Genomic DNA, 18549 nt, shown 5'->3' with positions numbered 1-18549 from the left:
ACATTCAAGGTATTGGAGCGTTTAGGTCTTTTGGAGGGATTAAGACAAATGGAAGAAAAAGTTGAATATCAAGTACGCCATTCATTTGATAAGATTATTGCTAGTTTGGAACGAGAAGATATGTCGCAAAGAGATCGTGGAACATTATTTGAGTTATTAGTTACGGCATATTTGAAAAAGGAACCTATGTATGCACGCTTATTTGATGAAGTATGGATGTTATCTGATGTTCCTGAAGAGTATGGTATTCCAAAAAGGGATACAGGAGTAGATTTAGTAGCACGGAATAGGGAAACAGGTGAATTATTTGCTATTCAATGTAAGTATTATTCGAAAGATACATCAATCCAAAAGGCTCATATTGATTCTTTCTTAAATGAGGTAGGAAAGAATTATTATGCAGAAGGGATTATTGTAACTTCTACGGATAAATGGAGTGATAATGCAAACGATGCATTATTAGATCGTGACAAAAATATCGCTCGAATCGGTTTATCACAATTGCGTGATAGTGAGATTGATTGGTCGCAATTCTCCTTCGAGAAACCGCAAACTGTTGAATTAAAATCACCTAAGCAACCACGTTCTCATCAGATTCCCGCCATTGAAGCGGTTATAAATGGATTTAAGGAAGCTGATCGTGGAAAGTTAATTATGGCTCCTGGAACAGGAAAAACATATACATCAATGGTTATTGCCGAGAAAATGGCAGAGAATAAAGATGGACCATTCAGGGTATTGTATCTTGTTCCTAGTATACAGTTGCTTTCCCAATCATTAAGAGGCTGGACTGCTGATTCGAAGTACCGTTATGATATGGATACTTTTGCTGTATGTTCGGATAGAAAAGTTACGAAAAAGGTAAAAGGCGAAAACGAGTTTGAGGATATTGCTGCTGCTGACTTAGGCTACCCTGCGACTACTGACTATGAAAAGCTCTTGGAACGTCAAAAGGGTATAGATTCAGCCGATAGTCAAAGTAAATTCTTGGTAGTATTTTCAACATACCAATCCATAGATGTAATCATAGAGGCTCAGAAGAACGGATTCTATGAGTTTGATTTAGTTGTATGTGATGAAGCACACCGTACAACTGGTGCAACTGAAGCTGGGAAAGAAGCTAGTGCATTCGTTAAAGTACATAGTGACGATAATATTAAAGCTAAGAAACGTTTGTATCAGACAGCAACTCCACGTATATATGGGGAAGATGCTAAGCAAAAGGCAGATGAAATGTCTGTTGTTATTGCAGATATGAATGATGAATCTATATATGGTGAGGAACTCTATCGTATAGGTTTTGGTGATGCAGTTAATAAAGGCATTTTAACTGACTACAAAGTAATGGTTCTAGCCGTTGATGAAGAGATGATTGCTCGGAGTTTCCAAAACATGTTGGCGAATAAACGTGATACGGAACTAGAGTTTGATGATGTAACAAAAATTATTGGATGTTGGAATGGTTTAATTAAACGAAAGAGTAATTCTAATGTTATCTCAGCTAATCCAATGAAACGAGCAATTGCCTTCACTGGAACAATACGAGAGTCAAAACTGATTAGGGAAATGTTTACTGAAGTGGTGGACATGTATATTAATACGTCAGGAGATCAAAGAGAGCCAGTACGAGTAGAGATAGAGCACGCCGATGGTTCGATGAATGCTTTGCAGAAAAATGAGAAAATATCTTGGTTGAAGTCAGAAGTTCCAGATAATACATGTCGTATCCTTTCTAATGCACGTTTTCTTACAGAAGGTGTAGACGTACCTGATCTGGATGCAGTTATGTTCCTAAAACCACGTAGATCAAAGATTGACATAGCTCAAGCAGTAGGACGTGTAATGCGTAAAGCACCAGGTAAAGATTATGGATACGTTATCCTTCCAATCGGTGTACCAGCGGGAGTAGACGCAAATAATGTATTAGATAAAAATGAAAAGTATCAGGTAGTATGGGATGTACTAAATGCCTTACGTTCTATAGATGAACGATTCGATGCAACCATCAATAAATTGGAGTTAAATAAGAAGAAACCAGAACAGATACAAGTTATTGGCGTTGGTTCAGCCCCTGATGAAAGTGAAGGCGGATTTTCTGTTGCAGAGCCAGAAACAGAACAATTGGCCCTTGGCCTTGATGAAGAAGATTTTACTGATATTGAACGAGCCATTTACGGAAAGATTGTAAAGAAAGTTGGAAACGTGAGATATTGGGAAGATTGGGCTAAGGACGTTTCTGAAATTGCCCAACAACATATGATGCGAATCCGAGTATTGTTAGAAGACGAAAGTAGTGAAGCATTTAAGGCATTTCAAAAATTCATATCAGGTCTACGAAGAAACATTAATGGTGGTATTTCAGAACAACAAGCAGTTGAAATGTTGGCACAGCATTTAATTACTAAACCAGTATTTGAAGCATTGTTTGATTCATATAGTTTTGCCAATGATAACCCTGTCTCACAAGCAATGGATACCGTGTTAGCAGTTATGGATGATCAGGGCCTTTCGAAGGAACAGGAGCGATTAACTGGATTCTATGAGAGTGTGCGAATCCGAGCCGAGGGAATTGATAATCTAAAAGCAAAACAGGATATTATTATCCAACTATATGAAAAGTTTTTTAAAGTTGGATTTAGGGAAACGACCGAACGCTTAGGAATCGTGTTTACACCTACAGAGGCTGTGGACTTTATCATTCATTCTGTTGAAGATGTTTTGAATAAGCACTTTGGAAAGTCACTAAGTGATAAAGGGGTCCATATCCTTGATCCATTTACTGGTACAGGTACTTTTATTGTAAGATTATTGCAAAGTGGCTTAATTTCAAAAGAGGACTTGCTACGTAAATATATGCAAGAGTTACACGCAAATGAAATTATATTGCTAAGTTATTACATTGCGGCAATTAATATCGAAGAAACATTCCATTCTATTGTTAAAGGGGAATATAAACCATTTGAGGGTATTGTTTTGACAGATACATTTGAAAGCACTGAAAAGCAAAATTCCTTTGAGGATGATCTATTTGGTGAGAATAACGAACGTCTTGAAAAACAACGTAGGGATCCCATTTTTGCCATAATTGGAAACCCACCATATAGTGCTAGACAAACAAGTGATAACGATAACAACAAAAATAATACCTATCCAGTAATTGATGAGAAAATAAGAGATACTTATGTAAAGTATTCAAGCGTAACTAACAAAAACACTCTCTATGATTCCCTTGTAAGAGCATTTCGTTGGTCAACAGATAGGATTGGTGAGAGAGGTGTTATTGGATTTGTTACAAATAATTCCTTTATTGATGCTCAGACAACTTCGGGAATCAGAAAGTGTTTTTACGAGGACTTTAACTATCTTTACGTAATTAATTTGAGAGGTTCAGTAAGGGGTCGCTCAGGAGATGATGCAAAACGTGAAGGTCAAAGCATCTTCGACATTTTAACAGGTGTAGCAATATGTTTGCTCGTTAAAGATGGTTCTGATAATCACGAGCTTAAATACTTTGATATCGGTGATTATTTAACCCGTAAAGACAAACTAGAAAAACTATCTGAACTTAAATCTATTAAAAATGTAGAATGGTCTACTATTATTCCAGATAAAAATAATGATTGGATAAACCAACGAGATGAAAATTATTCAGAGTTTACATCAATTGATCCTGAGAATAATGGAATCTTTAAAATAAAATCTCTGGGAGTCAGTACGAACCGTGATGCCTGGGTATACGGATTCTCAAGAGAAAATGTACGAAATAATGTCACTAGAATGGTAGAAAACGTAAACTCAGAAATAGATCGTTTGAAAAATGTTGTTGATAAACAAGATAGAATATCTCAATTAAATTTAGACCCTAAGTATGTTAGTTGGAGTGCAGGACTTAAAAGAGTTTTCTCAAATGGAGAAAAAATCACTCTCAACCCAAGTGAGCTTAATATACATTTATATAGACCATTCACCAAAAAGTGGCTTTACTATGAAAATCAGATTATTGAACGTCCACGTAAATGGAAAAATATTTTTGGTGAAAGTAATAAAGTGATATTAGTTCCAGGAAATGGTTCAAGAAGAAGTTTCTCATGTTTAATGGTAGATGCAATTCCTGATTTGAATGTTTTAGATGCAGGTGCTCAAGGCTTTTCGATGTATAATAAAGAAGATATAGAAGGATTATTTGAAGGTGATTATAGCAATATATCTTCTAAGAGAGCAGAGGAATTTGGCCTTTCATCTGAAGAACTCTTTTATTACGCATATGCCGTGCTACATTCTAATGAGTACCGAGAAAAGTACCAAAGTGATTTAAAGAAACAATTACCACGTATTCCGAAATTAAATAATAAGGAGCTGTATGTGGAAATTGGCCGGAAACTTGCTTATTTACATCTGAATTATGAATCCACTCCACCTTTTGAAGATGTTGAGATTATAAGTAAGGAAAATCCATCATTTAAAGTTGAAAAGATGAAACATCCAAAAAGAGGTGTCTTAGATAAGATTGTGTTTAATAATGATATTACCATCTCTAATATTCCTGAGAGAGCATATGAATATGTGGTAAACGGTCGTCCAGCTATTGAGTGGATAATAGATCAGTATAAAGTAAAGACGGATAAGAAGTCAGGTATTGTAGATGACCCTAACTTGTATTCTGATGATGAACGCTACATTTTTAATTTGCTACTAAGCATAATTAATGTATCTGTTCAGACGGTAGATTTGGTTAATAGCTTGCCACCACTAGAAATTGTAGATTAATTAAGTGGTGTACCTAACGGGATAAATAAAAAGATCGGTATTGTATAATGCCGGTCTTTTTTGCTTGGATGAACTTCCATATTTCTCCTGGAGAAACAAGAGGTTTTTTAAGAAAAAATTAGGTGTAATGCTTTATAATAAAGATAAATTACAAATACTTTTTCGAGATGTAAATTATTCTCGTATTCGTAATTTCTATATGAAGTAGAGATAACGGAGCACTGGAGGAATTGTTTTGAATAAGGAATTAAATGAACTTCTTATAAATGTTTTATTATTATTTGATACCGATGAAATAAACAGAAAGTTAGAGAGAATTCATTCAGAGTATAAAAAGATCTATGAAGCGGAAGTTGAAATACAAACGGGTTTTGGCCATACTTTTTCAAGAAACAGTTTTATGAGATTTGAAGAAGCCATTAAAAGAAACAGGAAAGATCAATATGAGGATTTCCATCAATATATAAACAAGTTAATGTTTGAAAAGGAAATAACAAATTCCGAATTATCAAAACGGAGTTTGATTAAAAAGTCAACTCTAAGCAGATATATAAATGGATCAAGGGAAGTCCCAACAAAAATGCTATTCCGTATAGCATTAGCTTTAAGGCTGAATATAATGGAAACCGAAGTTTTGTTAAGAAAAGTAGGTAAGAGATTTAAAGAAGCCTATATGGATGGTGTTATAATGGAAGCGATTGAACAAGGAATATATGATGTAATAAAAGTTGAGGCAGTTTTGCGAGAGTTTACGGAAGGCAAGGAGTCTCTGTTTACTAAGAAAGAGCAAGAAGAGCTTGGTTTGACAGACGAAAATTTAGAGATAGAACTGATTTACTAAAAATTGAGTAGTGATAAATAATGAGCGTCTTTCCACGAACTAAACGATGGAATAGTAATTGTGAGCTATTTTAAGAAGTAATAGAAACGGAGGAAGGTACCCTTGCTAGAACGAAGTAAATTATCCCAACATAAATTTGAAAAAGGGAAGTTAATTGCCCCATTTAATCAGCATTTTCAAGACTTACTTAAAGAGGAATCCTGGTACTATGGAAAAATGCCAGAGTATGTATGGTTAGGTTTAATAGTAAATGATGGAGATAGGAATAAACAGTTAGATAAATGCATTAGAATATTAAATTATATTCATGAATTAGCTGAAAGTGAAAAAGTTGATTTTCCAAAATTATCACTAATATTTAAACTTCCTGATGAGAAACAAAAGGCTATTTATGAGTTCATGAATAAGCTACAAGTCTTAGAACCACTCAGACCCCTATCCTTAATTTTCCCTGATCAGTCTGCTGAATTTTCAAAGGCAGTAAAGGGATATAATATTTCTATTAAAAACCGTATTGGAATACTGAATGAGATTCTTGAAGATCTCTCCTACCAACATAGTAATTTAACTACTGATGTACGGTTTTTAATTCTCTATAAATTTATGTTATCGGGTAAATTCCATGTTTCAACTGATAGTATTTTTCCTGAGATGATTTCTCGTTATGCCTATATTTCACATGATGATCCTGAAATGGCAATATACAGACCGAACATTCGTGCAACTGAAATGATGGTAAGTACAGGAGTAGGCGAAGAAGAGTCCGTGAATATTGAATTTGTTAGAGATTTTTGGAAGAGGTTAAGTTTATTAACTGATTGTGAGGCATTTTACGTGGATACTGAAAGTAAAGAAAATAAACCGATTAATCTTGAAAAGTATAAACAGCATGTATACGAAGTTTTGAATTATTATACTAAATTATTTACAGAAACTAGACCACTAGATAATAGAATGCTAGTTCTCTTAGGAATTGCCACATATTCTTATAAAAGACTAATTGAGCTAGTTGATCATGATTTAGAAAATACTATATCTGGTCGTACAATAATGAGATCCATCATTGAAAACTATATGATGACAAAATATTTGTTATTAGAGGAACCAAATCATGATGATATATGGGGTGAGTATCAGGATTACGGTATTGGTCAATATAAAATGATATATGGACGCTATGCTGATGAAGGACCAAAAGTTGAAGGAAGCCATGTCCCTTTTGAATATATAAAATTATTAGTTTCAGAGTTTAAAAATGAAGAATTTATTGATATTGATACTAGCTATTTTGGCAAAGGGAATATTAGAAAAAAGTTTAAGGATGTTAATGAGGAAGACCTATGGAAATTTTACTATGATTATGATTCTATATATGAACATGGACTATGGGGGGCGATAAGAGAAAGTTCTATTCTTAAATGTAATGCCCCTGGCCATCAATATCATGGGATACCTGACATAGATAATCTCCAAAAGCTCCCTAGCGTTGCCCACGATTGTATAATGATAATGAATAGACATTTAAAGTTGTTGGAGGAACAATTTGGTCTCCCGGAGATACTCCAGGAGGGAGATCAAAATGAGTAACACATTATTTGAAGAGCTAAATATTGTTCAAAATAAATACCTTTCTTTACTAAAGGAAATAGGAGAGGTTCCAACGGAAGATATTTCTCTGTCTATGATAGATTCAGTTAATGTATTTTGGTATGAAAATAGGAATATCGTGAGATTAGTATTTGATTATCTTTTTAAAGCAAGGGATACGTATTGTTTTAGTGCTGCAACTATATTTGATGTTGATGATAGGGGTCAGGACAGCTTCTTCCTTCTTGGAGAATATCATGTTTTTGATGATCCCATCTCAAGCTATCTAAATACTGTAAATGGTATTTCGGACAAAATATATTTGAAAAAAATGAAATCAATAATTTCTGACACAATTAAGGATAACATTCGAATATTAGAAGAAATGGGAAATCATTTATTTATTTTACCATTGAGATACTCATCAGTAATAGTAAATCGACATGCTAAAGAACTCAATGAAATAGCAGAATATTTATTTTGTAATTTGTTTACTAATATCTCAAATATTGAAGAATACAGAAGTAAAGTAGTAACGACCGACGATTTAGTGCAGCATTTTGATAAACATAATTCTGCATTCATTCTCCTATTTGAAGGCGACAATCCATCGGAGTCCTGGGAAAATCGAATAGAAAAGTTTAAAGAAGAAAATGATTATCTTGATAAAAAGATGCTTTCTAATGGAGACCTTTTCTTTATGGCGGTATATGGAAATCTCAGGCAAGCGTTAGCACTATTTGACATGGCAGACACTTTCGGGATAATACCTTTTATTCGTTCTTTTATTCCACTTCACTATTATATATTATTGGTATCTACACTCGAATCCAATCTAAAATCGAAGTCAGATATTACCGAAGTGAAGAATAGTTTATGGAAAACTAAAGTTTCTTACTTTTTATATCGTGAATTTAGGAAACGAGAATTTAATTATTCATTAGATGAATTAATACAAAATGCTAGAGATATAGATTTTGAAAATGAGATCTTCAACGATTTAGATTATCCAAACGACAATCAAGAAATTTCTGAGACTATTGACATTGTGAATAAATTCTTAGATAAAATTTGTGTAACTTAATTCTTTTTACAAGAGAATTATCAGTCTGAATATAAAATAAAACAGCATACATTCATTTAGAAAAGATTGACTGCATGCTGTTTTATTATAAATCATTGCCTTTAAATCGTTACGGTGAACCGTATCATAAGTAAATGAGGTTTTTGGAACTTGATTAACTATTTATGAAAGTCATAATTGAAGACTATAATTATGGTGAACCTCTTATATAATATCAAGTTAACTTACAGTGATAAGGCAGAGCTCTGTATCTATATCTGCTTTCCTCACCTCCACTATAATATGTATAATACGAATTGGCTGCCAATATAGACTTTTGCAGTTGAGCTTGGTTCAAATGGAGACTATGCTAAGGATTGTAAAAAAGGCATTTAAGGAGGCAAGAATGGTTGCCGTATAAATCCAGGCAATTGAACAAGAAATTTATAATGCCTTAAATTTTGAACGATCTTGGGAAAGTTTATAGATGGTAGGATTCGCTATTTACAGAGAAAGAGCAAGGGTAAGAGAAATTTAGCTTTAATGACGAGGATTTTGAAATAGAAGTGATTGAACGAAAAGGCGTGTAAAGATGAACAAACGAGATTACTTAGTAAAAACCTTCTCACGTACCAAAAGGAAAGACTATGAGAATTATATTTTAACTGCTGTCTGGCACAAATTGGATAATATGAACCTCAAACCAGTTAGCCAACAATACGTTAAACGCCCAAATGGTACTCATGCTTTGATGGATCTTTATTTCCCGCAACTACATATTGGGATAGAAGTGGATGAAGCATACCACCAAGATAATCAAACAGGGGATAAACTTCGTATGGATGATATTATTTCCGCAGTTAATGAAGAATCTATCAAGGATTTTCAATGCTTTAGAATAGATGCTACCAAATCGTTAGAAGAAATAAATGAAAGAATCAACGAAGTTGTAGTAGGTATTAAGGATAAGGCTTCAAAAACTACATTAAAGTGGCAAACATATGAAGAGGAATTACAGCATTTAAAACTTAAGAAGTATTTAACAATTTATGATGATGTATCATTCATGGATATAAAGGATATCGCAAATACGGTATTTGAGAAGAACTCTAAAAGGTATCAACGGAGTTATTTCAGGTTGAAAGATAAAATATGGCTATGGTGTCCTAAACTTTCCATTACTATAAATGGTGATGCCAAATCGGCAGCTGGGGGCTGGCTAAATTTTTTGGCAGAGGACTGGTCCTATATTGATGAATCCCACCAGGACGAAGCAATTGTCGAAGAAAGAAAAGAAAACTATATAGAAGAAGTTAACTTTGGTCGTGAAAGGGCTGTGTTTGCGAAATACAAAGACAATCTTGGCTTTAACAGATACAGATTCGTTGGTATCTTCAAAATCCTAGGGATCTCTCCCGACAATGAGAATTGTATTAGATATTTACGTATTGCTGATAGGGTAGAAATTGTTAGGTAGTCCGTGATAGATAACGTTAAGCGATTGCTTATTCGATCGTCCCTCAATGGTGAAGCTTGAAGAAGGCGCAAGGACTCGTTACTTTGAGACTGAGGCTATGGAACTGGAGATGAAAATGCTTGATGACAGAGCGTGTTTGCCGGGAGTCCAACCGCAGGAGACGCTATGCGCCCTTGTCGAGATAATGTGGCCGGATGAGTTTAACGAAATCGCTCCGCGTTTGAATAGAGTGGAGTCTCTAGCTTTACAAGCACGACTGGCGAAAGCGGTGGTGTAAAAGACAGGTCGATTTACAACTTGGAAAGTAAGTAATTCACAATCAGATGTAGGAGTGGTACGGGATGATCGTTTTAAAAGATATCGGGAGGTTTAAGGAACTGCCGGAAATCGCCATGCAGATTTATGAAGGAAATATTTCCGCTTTGCGCGCTGCCATTACAGCAGGTTGGGATATTGAGGAAGGTATTGTACTGAGCAAGCATATTACATTAAGCCCGTTGGATCTGGCGCTTGTATCACAGAGAAGTGAAGTTGTAAAGCTGCTTGTAGAGCACGGGGCCAACCTGAATGTCGATCAGAATCCGGCTTTTTTGCGAGCTGTCCGCTATTGCAAGGAAGACATCGTCCGCTACATCGCAGCGCATGGAGCCAAGTTGGAGATGCTTAATCAAACAGGTTCAGGAGCATATTCAGAGGCCTACTATGGCAATAAAAAAAACATCCCGCTTATTCATGAGCTGGGATTGGATATCAAGCTACATGGCGGCGCTGTATTGCGCGAAGCCGCATCAGACCACGACCTTAAGACACTCACGTATTTGCTCGATCATGGGGTTGACATCAATTATAATAAGCCGGATATGGTCTATCCGTATCAAGCGACTCCGTTAACCGTTGCCGCGCGTATGGGGAATTTGGCCATGATTAAGTTTTTGATTGAACACGGGGCGGACGTTACTTTGGCGGAAAAGGACGGCGAGAGGCCTTATACGATTGCGGTCAGTAATAAAAATACAGTCATGGCCGATTATTTAAAATCGCTGGAGCCGGCTGAATTACATAATCTAGAAAACAAAAAGCACGAGCTGAAAAAATATAAATTGTCTGATGAACTGATCACATTTCTTACCGGAGACAAGCTTCGTCTTGAGCTAGAACAAAATGAATTTGAAATAGGCCATATCGACTTTTTTACATTAATCGATACGATTGAGATGGAGGTTGGCAGGCAAAAGTTACTGCGTCTATCAGCTGATATCGACAATTATTCTGATCTGCAGATAGTTTGGAATCCGAAGAAAAAGGGCCTGATCGGTTGTTATGACGTGGAGCATCAGACTTATGCGGATTTATGCAGCTTAACAGAGTTCCTTGCGCAGCCTGAAATGTACCTCATTCAGTTTCTTGAGGGAGAGTTATAAATGAGGAACCGCACGAATATTTTAGTTGAGCGAACAGACTGTATTCTTTATTATGCGGGACAAGGCCTGTCGAATGAACATGGTACAGGCTGGATCGGCGGGAATGCACCTGACTTCTTTGATGATTAAGCAGTCCTTGTTTATGAAGGGAACCAAAAATACTATTTTTACATAAGCCTCAGCCATCCCTTTAAACCTGAGAGTATGATTTCAATCTTCATCCCAGAGGGCTATGCAGAATTTTTGGACAAAGGTGTTTATCCGAATCGCTTGATAAAGGTGATTGAACATCCCATTTCAATGGAAAGCGTCAAAGACTTGTTTACCCATCCAGGTTATCAAGCATGTAATTTCGGATGGGGAGATATGCAATGACGAAAGAGCTATGGATCAACCTTTTTGATTAAACTAGGCGGAAACCCAAGACTGATTCAAAATGAAAACTATTATTTTACGAAGCTGGAGGAGGAATCATTTTCTTTTTTCTTGCAAATAGATGAAGATGGTTACCCCGAAACGTTGCTTCGAGACGATTACAGCTATCCTTTCAGTTTTGGGTCTCTATATATCTTTGTTAAAATTGGAGCAAATGATATACAAAATCCAGTAGTGGGTTTTTGGCAATTCTCTTGAAGTAATGCAGGGAAAGTAAAATAATGGAACTGATTCTGGAGGGTGGCCGTAAACGATATAAGGATACCACCCTGCGTTTAATGTTTATTTTATATCGAAGGAGTAGTCGAGATGCTATCGGAAAAAGTGATCAATCATTGCAAAAGCAAAAACTGGTGGTTTGAAGACATTACAGAGGAGTATGCACACGCATTAGTAAAGTTAGACATTGATTTGAATTCAGATTTTGCTACGTTTTATTTGCATGCGGAGGATGGACCGACTTTCTTTAATAGACGCCGTGAAATCTACCAGATTTGTTGGTTTATGATCAATTCTTCTGATTATATGTTAGGCATGGGGAGAACTCATGCTGTTTTAAAACTGCCTGAAGAATATATTCCGTTGGATAACTTTGAAGGGGAATTCGGCTTTTTTTATAATAAGAATACAGACGAAGTGTTAGGCTTAGGATTGGGCCAGCAAATGGAGGCTTTTTTTGCTGGTAAATTGAAGCCGCAATAGGAAAGCTTTAACTTTTTCTTAGAGTGGTATTTTGAACTGGCAGATTCTAGTGTCACTATATAGAAGAGTTAGATTTGAAGCTATGGACGTTAGTTATAACCGCCAAAACATTCGCTATCCATTTATTCTAGATTGCGTATAAATAATTGGAAAACAACAGCATTAAATCAACTTAACCATATTTATCACATTAAAGGTAAACAACTTTTAGTTGTATCTCTTGATTTACAACAAGATTTTAGCGGTATATCGGAAAACTTATTAGCATATGCCAATCAATTCTATACATAGTTTCATAAAGCAGCCTTTTCTATTAGTGTGCCCGACATCGTTGATTAAATGCTATTAAAATAATAGTAACAGACCCTTATACACAGGGTATATTCGATATAACGTAAGAAAGGATCGGAACGAAAAAGACGTGATCTAGGTAACTAATTATTATTCTTTCATTCACGCAAAAATATCAACCTAGACAGATAGTAAAGCGATTATTCAGCGCTAAACTGACTTTACCTTGAATTCGTTGAAAACTTTGAAAAAAATATTATATTAATTGAGTGATATGAAGTTAAAGTGTAAAACGAAATTGTCTTCATTTTACTTATACTATTAAAGACTATATACTATAATTGTTGGAAAATTTAATTTTATTTCATGTGAATTTTATTAAAATTTTTAAATGAATGAAGCACAAATCAAGGGGGATTTTAAAGTGACGAAGGATCGTTATCAACAAGGTATAGAGAAAATAAAGGAGCTTACATCATCTAGTGATGAAAATCCAACGGGCTTTATGGATATTGGGGAAGGATTTAAAGATATAGCTCCTGATTTAAGTAGGTATGTGGTTGAATTTGCTTTTGGCGATATTTATTCACGCCCAGGATTGGATAATAAGCAAAAAGTTCTTACAACGATTACAGCCCTTGTTGCCCAAGGAAAACCGCAGATTGAGATGCATATCAAAACCGGGCTTAGTGTTGGTTTAAAACCAGAAGAGATTGTAGGTTGCATCATTCACCTTATCCCGTATACAGGATTCCCAAGTGTTTTGAATGCTTTAAAGGTTGCTCAAAAGGTGTTTGCAGAACAAGGTGTAAAAGTGACAACATCAGTTGATTGAATAGCACGCTAATATAAAATTAATCCTTAAGGATGAATGGGGGTAGGCTAAATATGATAAATGATTTGGATTTGAAGTACCTGCGACGTTGTGTTGAACTAGCAAAAACAGCGTTGGATAAAGGTGATGAGCCATTTGGTTCAGTCCTTGTTTCAGCTGATGGAGATGTGCTTTTTGAAGATCATAACCACGTTGCAGGCGGTGATCATACCCAGCACCCTGAATTCGCCATAGCGCGATGGGCAGCTAATCATATGACACCTGAAGAAAGAAGCAAGGCGACAGTTTATACCTCTGGTGAACATTGCCCCATGTGCGCTGCGGCCCATGGTTGGGTTGGTTTAGGGCGAATTGTTTATGCAAGTTCATCCGAACAGCTAGTACAATGGTTGAGTGAAATGGAAGTAGCTCCATCACGCGTTCGGAGTCTTCCTATTCAAGATATTGTTCGGGATATTACAGTAGATGGGCCTGTTCCTGAACTGGCAGAGCAAATTCGTCAACTTCACCACCAGCTTTATTCAGAAAGACGTTGACTATCATAGTCAGTGGCTTTATAAAGTGATACAGTTGACTCTATATTTATTGTGTTTGTTCCGTGATGTTTAATTCGCGAGCCACTCCCGTACCCTCTTACCATCCTCCACCGTTCCCACTCTTCAGTTTAAATTCTTGAGCGCCTCGCATGTTCACAGACTGGCTCAATAATTGGTGTGAAGAGACTGGGATCATAAATCGGGCAATATGTATCAAAAGAGGCTGGGCCAAAAGTATTCTCATCAATAAAAAACCGAACTACTAAGTGCATATAACCCGCTTCGGAAATATACTTCGCTTTCCGCGGGCGGCTGGTGAGCTTCCTCGTGCTAGCGCACTCCGGGATCTCACCGATGCTCTATCCCTTTTCTCCCTATAGGAGTCTACGTATATTTCCTTCGCTATGGTAATACACCGTTCGCCTTTGACCCCCAGCCTCTATAAATATGGCAAGACCAGGGATGTCCCCAAGTCTTGCCAGCTTCCACCATATCACTCGCTACTTCAACTTTTACCGGAACAAATCCAAGAATCTCTCCCAAAGACCTTGCTTTTCTACCTTTGTTTCTTCTATGTCTTCAGATTCTTCTACTTTAATTGCTTCAGTCTGTAAAGCGAATTGTACGACATCGACATTTTTATTTTCTTTAGACACAAACGAGATTGGCTCAAAATCAGATGTATCATATTCTTCCAACATTTTATCTAGTTCAGATTGCATTTCGTCAGGCAAGTCGCTAGTTTCTCCTTCTAGTTCTTCCGTGCCGTCCTGAAGGGCTCCGGCGCCTTTCTCAAGAGAAGCAGTACCGCTGGCAAGTCCTTTAATCCCTTTATCAATCCCAGGATAGTTCGCTGCTAAATTGCTAACGCCATTGGTGTATTCTACTAAACCCTGATGGAAAGTTTGATACTGTGAGGCGAGTTCTGAGATGCCTGATTGTAAATCTCCTAGTTGATCCAAACCATCTACATTATCCAAACCATTCTCAACTTCGGCTGCGGTAGAGTTTGCTTCGTCACCCATTTTTCGTACTGCACTAGAAACATTATCCAATGTTCCCGTCACCGCATCAAATACGGGTTTCACTGACTCATACGTCCCTTTAGTTTTCTGAGCTGATTCATAGGAATCTAGTAATTGGTTAACAACTTCCTGATCAACATCGCTTTTTAATAATTCCTCTATTTGGTCTTTCGTGATATTATTATTCGGGATCCCGTTTATTGCTTCAGCTAGATTACTATAGGCCTTATTATAGTTGTCTCCTAATTCATCAAGTCCATTTGCCGTTTCGTTTAAGCCATCTGCTAGTGCACGAAGGCCTTCTGGTAATTGCTTAAGATCATCTATATCAGGAGTCTCATTTGGAGCATTTTGCAATGCACCTGCCACTTGCTGTAGAGCCTTTTGGACTTCCGAGGATCCCCCGACCAGTTTACCGGACGATTGATTCAATTGATTGATTCCATTCATGTAACTACTGGAACCGGTACTCAGTTCAGTGGCCCCACTATTCAAGTCTGAAATGCCACCCTGCAAATCACCGACCCCATCATTAATCTTCTTAATCGCGTCGGACAGGGACTTCATATCCCCTTTCATATCTCCCAAATCCGGATCATCGAAAGGAATTGCAGCTGGTGTTGCTGATATGTTAATCGGATCCAGTTCGAAATCTGTCACATCGGCTGATACAATGAATGTTTCTTCCTTTTTCGGCATAATGGTAAAGGTCAGCATCGTATCTTTACCGGATTTCGCTTTGTTTGCATCAGGAGCTTGGATTTGTGCAAAATTTATTGGATCAAGCGTCAGCGAGATTTGCATCATATAATTCTCGAAAAACGCAGGATCTGCATCATCATTGCCAGAAGTCTTAATCCGCAATTCTAGGGATCCACTTTTTCCAGCTAATTCATGAGGATCGATTTTCTTTCCATCCAGCATATAGGTGATTTCGATATTCCATGGCAGGGGCCGATGTTCAATGGTACCTTGATAATAAAAATTGTCATCGCCTTTTTCCACCTGAAACCGGACTTGACCATCATCCATCTGTTCGATATCCAATAAATTACTCAAGTTTCGAACATCCGTATAATCGCCATGATCTGTGATGGTACCAGGCTTGGCGTCATGGAATGTATTAACTACATACATATCCTGTAAGTCTCCATTTGCTTCTAGTTTGCCGTAAATAGCTTCGTCTTTTGTGGCATATTTCCCTTCTTCATTCTCATTATCTTTCGCGAACACAGAAAAAGGAAGTGAGCCAAATACCAAAAAGGTTCCCATCATTACGGCTGCTAATTGTTTATGTCGCATCATATCACTCCTCATTCCTTTTATAAAAATTCGATTTCCAAGTTGTTTTTGCAAGCAATCGGTCGAGTACGATGAGCAGTGCCGGCAGTAAAAGCAAAACGGCAATAAAGGCTAACAACGCACCGCGTCCGAGTAAGAGCCCAATGGACGAGACGATCGGATCGGATGACGTCGCCGACAAAATAAATCCAACACTGGACAGAATAGACGCAGACACCCCAATAGAGAATGTCTTTTCATCAATGGTCTTCTTCACGGCATCTAATGCACTCATGTCCTTCCGAAGTTGCGTATAGTTTTCGGTAAATAAGATGCCGTAGTCGACCGTCGCTGCCAGCTGGACCGTACTGATGATCAGATATCCGATATAAACAAGTGGTGAATCGGTTAAGTACGGGACGGCCAAGTTAATCCATACGGATGTCTCAATCGTCAGCAATAAGACGACTGGGAAGGAAATGGAACGGAATGTGATGAGTAGAACAAGGGCAATGGAAATCACCGTCAGTGCGTTGACTAACGTATTGTCCTTCTCCACAATATCCTTCATATCATACATCGTCACACTTTCACCTAGGGCATGGTAATCATCACTGTAATAATCAGCGGCAATCTGTTTAACCTTTTCGACAAGGGCAAATGCCTCATCCCCCTCCGAATCCGTTGTCGTATTTAAAGTGATACGACTATAATGCTCCGAAAAGAATGATTTCGTTATCGATTCATCGAGATACGCTGATGGTATACCTGACCCGACAGTATTCACATAGGAAATCGTACTTTTCACTTCATCAAGATCATCAAGGTCCTGAACGAGTAGCTCTTCTCGTGCTAGATCTCCCTTTGGTACTAACAGAACCATCGGGGTATATTTATCAAACACATCTTCAATTGCTTGCTCATCCTGACCAGCCCGTGTATCATCGGGATTGCCACCAGTTCCATAGAGGAAGTCCGTATTTCCTTGTGCCAAAAAGGCCGGAACAATGAGAATAGCCACAATTAATAAGACAGGAATACGAAGCTTCACAATATATTTTCCGAAATTATATTTACTAGGCAAGAAGGCGCGATGCTTGGTTCTATCAATCCATTTATACAACATCAATGTGAGAGCTGGGAGGAAGACCATCACACTGATGAAGCTGAGTATAATTCCTTTCAGCAGATTCAAGCCTAAATCGGCACCAAGTCCAAAATCCATAAACATCAAAGCCGTAAATCCAAAGACTGTTGTGGAGGCACTCGCCGCAATAGCGGGAAACGATCGCTTCATTGCCAGCTTCATTGCTTCCGCTGGCGTCTCCTCTGTCTCTCGATAATCGGTGAAGCTATGTAGCAGAAATATGGCGTAATCAAGTGACACAGCCAGCTGCAAAATCGGCGCTACCGCTTGGGTGACAAAGGAAACCTCACCCAGAAAGATATTCGTTCCCATATTAATCAGTACCGAGACACCTATAGTTATAAGGAAAAAGACTGGTTCCAGCCATGATGTTGTAGATAGTAGCAAAATCAAAATCACAACGGGTACTAAAATCAACGCTGCATTCATCGTCTCACTCGTTGTTGATTGTTGCGAGTTCGCTGTATTCAGCGCCTCTCCTGACATTGCATTATCCTTCCCAATCAAATCATAGACAGCATCTGTCGTTTCCACTTCTTTTCCACTTTCAATTTCAAAGGAAAACAAGGCATTGCCATCTTTATAGTATGTCTCAACGGTATCTTTATTTTCCATTTCAATCGGTGTTGTAACATCCATTACATCATCGAGCCACATCACCCCAGAGACACCAGCAATGGCTTCTAATTTCTGTTTGTATGCTAAGGCTTCTTGGATGCTGACATCCTTTATCATGACCCGTGTATTGGGCACATCATCATTAAATTCCTTATCCATCACATCTGTCGATTTAATCGATGGTGCATCATCAGATAGATAATCGACCATATCATAATTGGTCTTCACGCCAAATTGCACGACCACACTAACCATTGCCAGAACGATAAAGGTGATGACAATCGATTTTTTATATTTTAATATAAGCTCTGTCATTGCAGTCTCTGTTCATCCTTTCTTGCTACTTATAAATTTATAAAACTCTAACTTATGGTTAACCTCTAACAGGAAGGATTATCATTTAGCGCCTAGCCCGAGAAGCTTACAGAATGTGAGTCCGGCAAAAACGTGTGGACGACTTTAGCTGTTTATCTTTACAGCATGGCAATTGCGCTTTTGTTGATCCATCCAGTCAAACACGATA

The 18549-nt window shown here is 37.4% G+C and carries 14 protein-coding genes; 12 read left to right on the top strand and 2 right to left on the bottom strand.

Annotation, left to right across the window (positions count from 1 at the left end; all coding sequences use genetic code 11):
• Positions 1-48: 48 nt before the first annotated feature.
• The 12 genes from J2Z23_RS10370 to J2Z23_RS10320 all read left to right on the top strand — a co-directional run bounded on the left by J2Z23_RS10370 (position 49) and on the right by J2Z23_RS10320 (position 13955).
• Positions 49-4767 (top strand): DEAD/DEAH box helicase, encoded by a 4719-nt coding sequence (locus J2Z23_RS10370; protein WP_209973884.1) that lies wholly within the window; start codon positions 49-51, stop codon positions 4765-4767.
• A 235-nt stretch (positions 4768-5002) separates the two neighbouring features.
• Positions 5003-5608, top strand: coding sequence for a helix-turn-helix domain-containing protein (locus J2Z23_RS10365; protein ID WP_209973881.1), 606 nt, complete (start codon positions 5003-5005; stop codon positions 5606-5608).
• Between the two features lie 216 nt (positions 5609-5824).
• Positions 5825-7195: a DUF5677 domain-containing protein gene (locus tag J2Z23_RS10360; RefSeq protein ID WP_209973879.1), complete on the top strand. Its 1371-nt coding sequence runs from the start codon at positions 5825-5827 to the stop codon at positions 7193-7195.
• Positions 7188-8279, top strand: a complete 1092-nt coding sequence (locus tag J2Z23_RS10355) for a hypothetical protein (RefSeq protein WP_209973877.1) — start codon at positions 7188-7190, stop codon at positions 8277-8279. The genes J2Z23_RS10360 and J2Z23_RS10355 overlap by 8 nt, the downstream gene beginning before the upstream one ends.
• A gap of 571 nt (positions 8280-8850) precedes the next feature.
• Positions 8851-9735, top strand: a complete 885-nt coding sequence (locus J2Z23_RS10350; protein WP_209973875.1) for an AbaSI family restriction endonuclease — start codon at positions 8851-8853, stop codon at positions 9733-9735.
• A gap of 46 nt (positions 9736-9781) precedes the next feature.
• Entirely contained in the window at positions 9782-10012 is a 231-nt protein-coding gene (locus J2Z23_RS10345; RefSeq protein ID WP_209973873.1) for a hypothetical protein, read from the top strand.
• A gap of 64 nt (positions 10013-10076) precedes the next feature.
• Positions 10077-11156 (top strand): ankyrin repeat domain-containing protein, encoded by a 1080-nt coding sequence (locus J2Z23_RS10340; protein ID WP_209973871.1) that lies wholly within the window; start codon positions 10077-10079, stop codon positions 11154-11156.
• Positions 11157-11285 carry a hypothetical protein gene (locus tag J2Z23_RS22600; protein ID WP_274387267.1) on the top strand — a complete coding sequence of 43 codons (129 nt, stop codon included), beginning with the start codon at positions 11157-11159 and terminating at the stop codon, positions 11283-11285.
• A 75-nt stretch (positions 11286-11360) separates the two neighbouring features.
• A complete protein-coding gene (locus J2Z23_RS22290) occupies positions 11361-11531 on the top strand; it encodes a hypothetical protein (RefSeq protein WP_238482709.1) in 171 nt (56 codons plus the stop codon).
• A gap of 369 nt (positions 11532-11900) precedes the next feature.
• Positions 11901-12293 carry a hypothetical protein gene (locus J2Z23_RS10330; protein ID WP_238482708.1) on the top strand — a complete coding sequence of 131 codons (393 nt, stop codon included), beginning with the start codon at positions 11901-11903 and terminating at the stop codon, positions 12291-12293.
• Positions 12294-13008: 715 nt separating this feature from the next.
• Positions 13009-13419, top strand: a complete 411-nt coding sequence (locus J2Z23_RS10325; RefSeq protein WP_057981563.1) for a carboxymuconolactone decarboxylase family protein — start codon at positions 13009-13011, stop codon at positions 13417-13419.
• Positions 13420-13472: 53 nt separating this feature from the next.
• Positions 13473-13955, top strand: coding sequence for a nucleoside deaminase (locus J2Z23_RS10320; RefSeq protein WP_209973869.1), 483 nt, complete (start codon positions 13473-13475; stop codon positions 13953-13955).
• Positions 13956-14467: 512 nt separating this feature from the next.
• On the opposite strand, the gene J2Z23_RS10315 is transcribed toward J2Z23_RS10320, so the two are convergent.
• A complete protein-coding gene (locus tag J2Z23_RS10315) occupies positions 14468-16282 on the bottom strand; it encodes a methyl-accepting chemotaxis protein (RefSeq protein WP_209973867.1) in 1815 nt (604 codons plus the stop codon).
• A gap of 4 nt (positions 16283-16286) precedes the next feature.
• The gene (locus tag J2Z23_RS10310) at positions 16287-18341 is read right to left on the bottom strand and encodes an efflux RND transporter permease subunit (protein WP_209973865.1); all 2055 of its coding nucleotides are present in this window, start codon (positions 18339-18341) and stop codon (positions 16287-16289) included.
• Positions 18342-18549: the final 208 nt, after the last annotated feature.

The organism is Lederbergia galactosidilytica, assembly GCF_017873565.1.
Classification (GTDB): domain Bacteria; phylum Bacillota; class Bacilli; order Bacillales; family Bacillaceae_C; genus Lederbergia; species Lederbergia galactosidilytica.
Note: the sequence above shows the minus strand (reverse complement) of the source record. Positions and strands in the feature narration are given on the sequence as shown.

Coding starts and splice junctions, on each gene's coding strand:
- J2Z23_RS10350 (WP_209973875.1), top strand. CDS start 8,851: ATGAACAAACGAGATTACTTAGTAAAAACCTTCTCACGTACCAAAAGG.
- J2Z23_RS10360 (WP_209973879.1), top strand. CDS start 5,825: ATGCCAGAGTATGTATGGTTAGGTTTAATAGTAAATGATGGAGATAGG.
- J2Z23_RS22290 (WP_238482709.1), top strand. CDS start 11,361: ATGATTTCAATCTTCATCCCAGAGGGCTATGCAGAATTTTTGGACAAA.
- J2Z23_RS10315 (WP_209973867.1), bottom strand. CDS start 16,282: ATGCGACATAAACAATTAGCAGCCGTAATGATGGGAACCTTTTTGGTA.
- J2Z23_RS10330 (WP_238482708.1), top strand. CDS start 11,901: ATGCTATCGGAAAAAGTGATCAATCATTGCAAAAGCAAAAACTGGTGG.
- J2Z23_RS10345 (WP_209973873.1), top strand. CDS start 9,782: ATGGTGAAGCTTGAAGAAGGCGCAAGGACTCGTTACTTTGAGACTGAG.
- J2Z23_RS22600 (WP_274387267.1), top strand. CDS start 11,157: ATGAGGAACCGCACGAATATTTTAGTTGAGCGAACAGACTGTATTCTT.
- J2Z23_RS10355 (WP_209973877.1), top strand. CDS start 7,188: ATGAGTAACACATTATTTGAAGAGCTAAATATTGTTCAAAATAAATAC.
- J2Z23_RS10310 (WP_209973865.1), bottom strand. CDS start 18,341: ATGACAGAGCTTATATTAAAATATAAAAAATCGATTGTCATCACCTTT.
- J2Z23_RS10370 (WP_209973884.1), top strand. CDS start 49: ATGGAAGAAAAAGTTGAATATCAAGTACGCCATTCATTTGATAAGATT.
- J2Z23_RS10320 (WP_209973869.1), top strand. CDS start 13,473: ATGATAAATGATTTGGATTTGAAGTACCTGCGACGTTGTGTTGAACTA.
- J2Z23_RS10340 (WP_209973871.1), top strand. CDS start 10,077: ATGATCGTTTTAAAAGATATCGGGAGGTTTAAGGAACTGCCGGAAATC.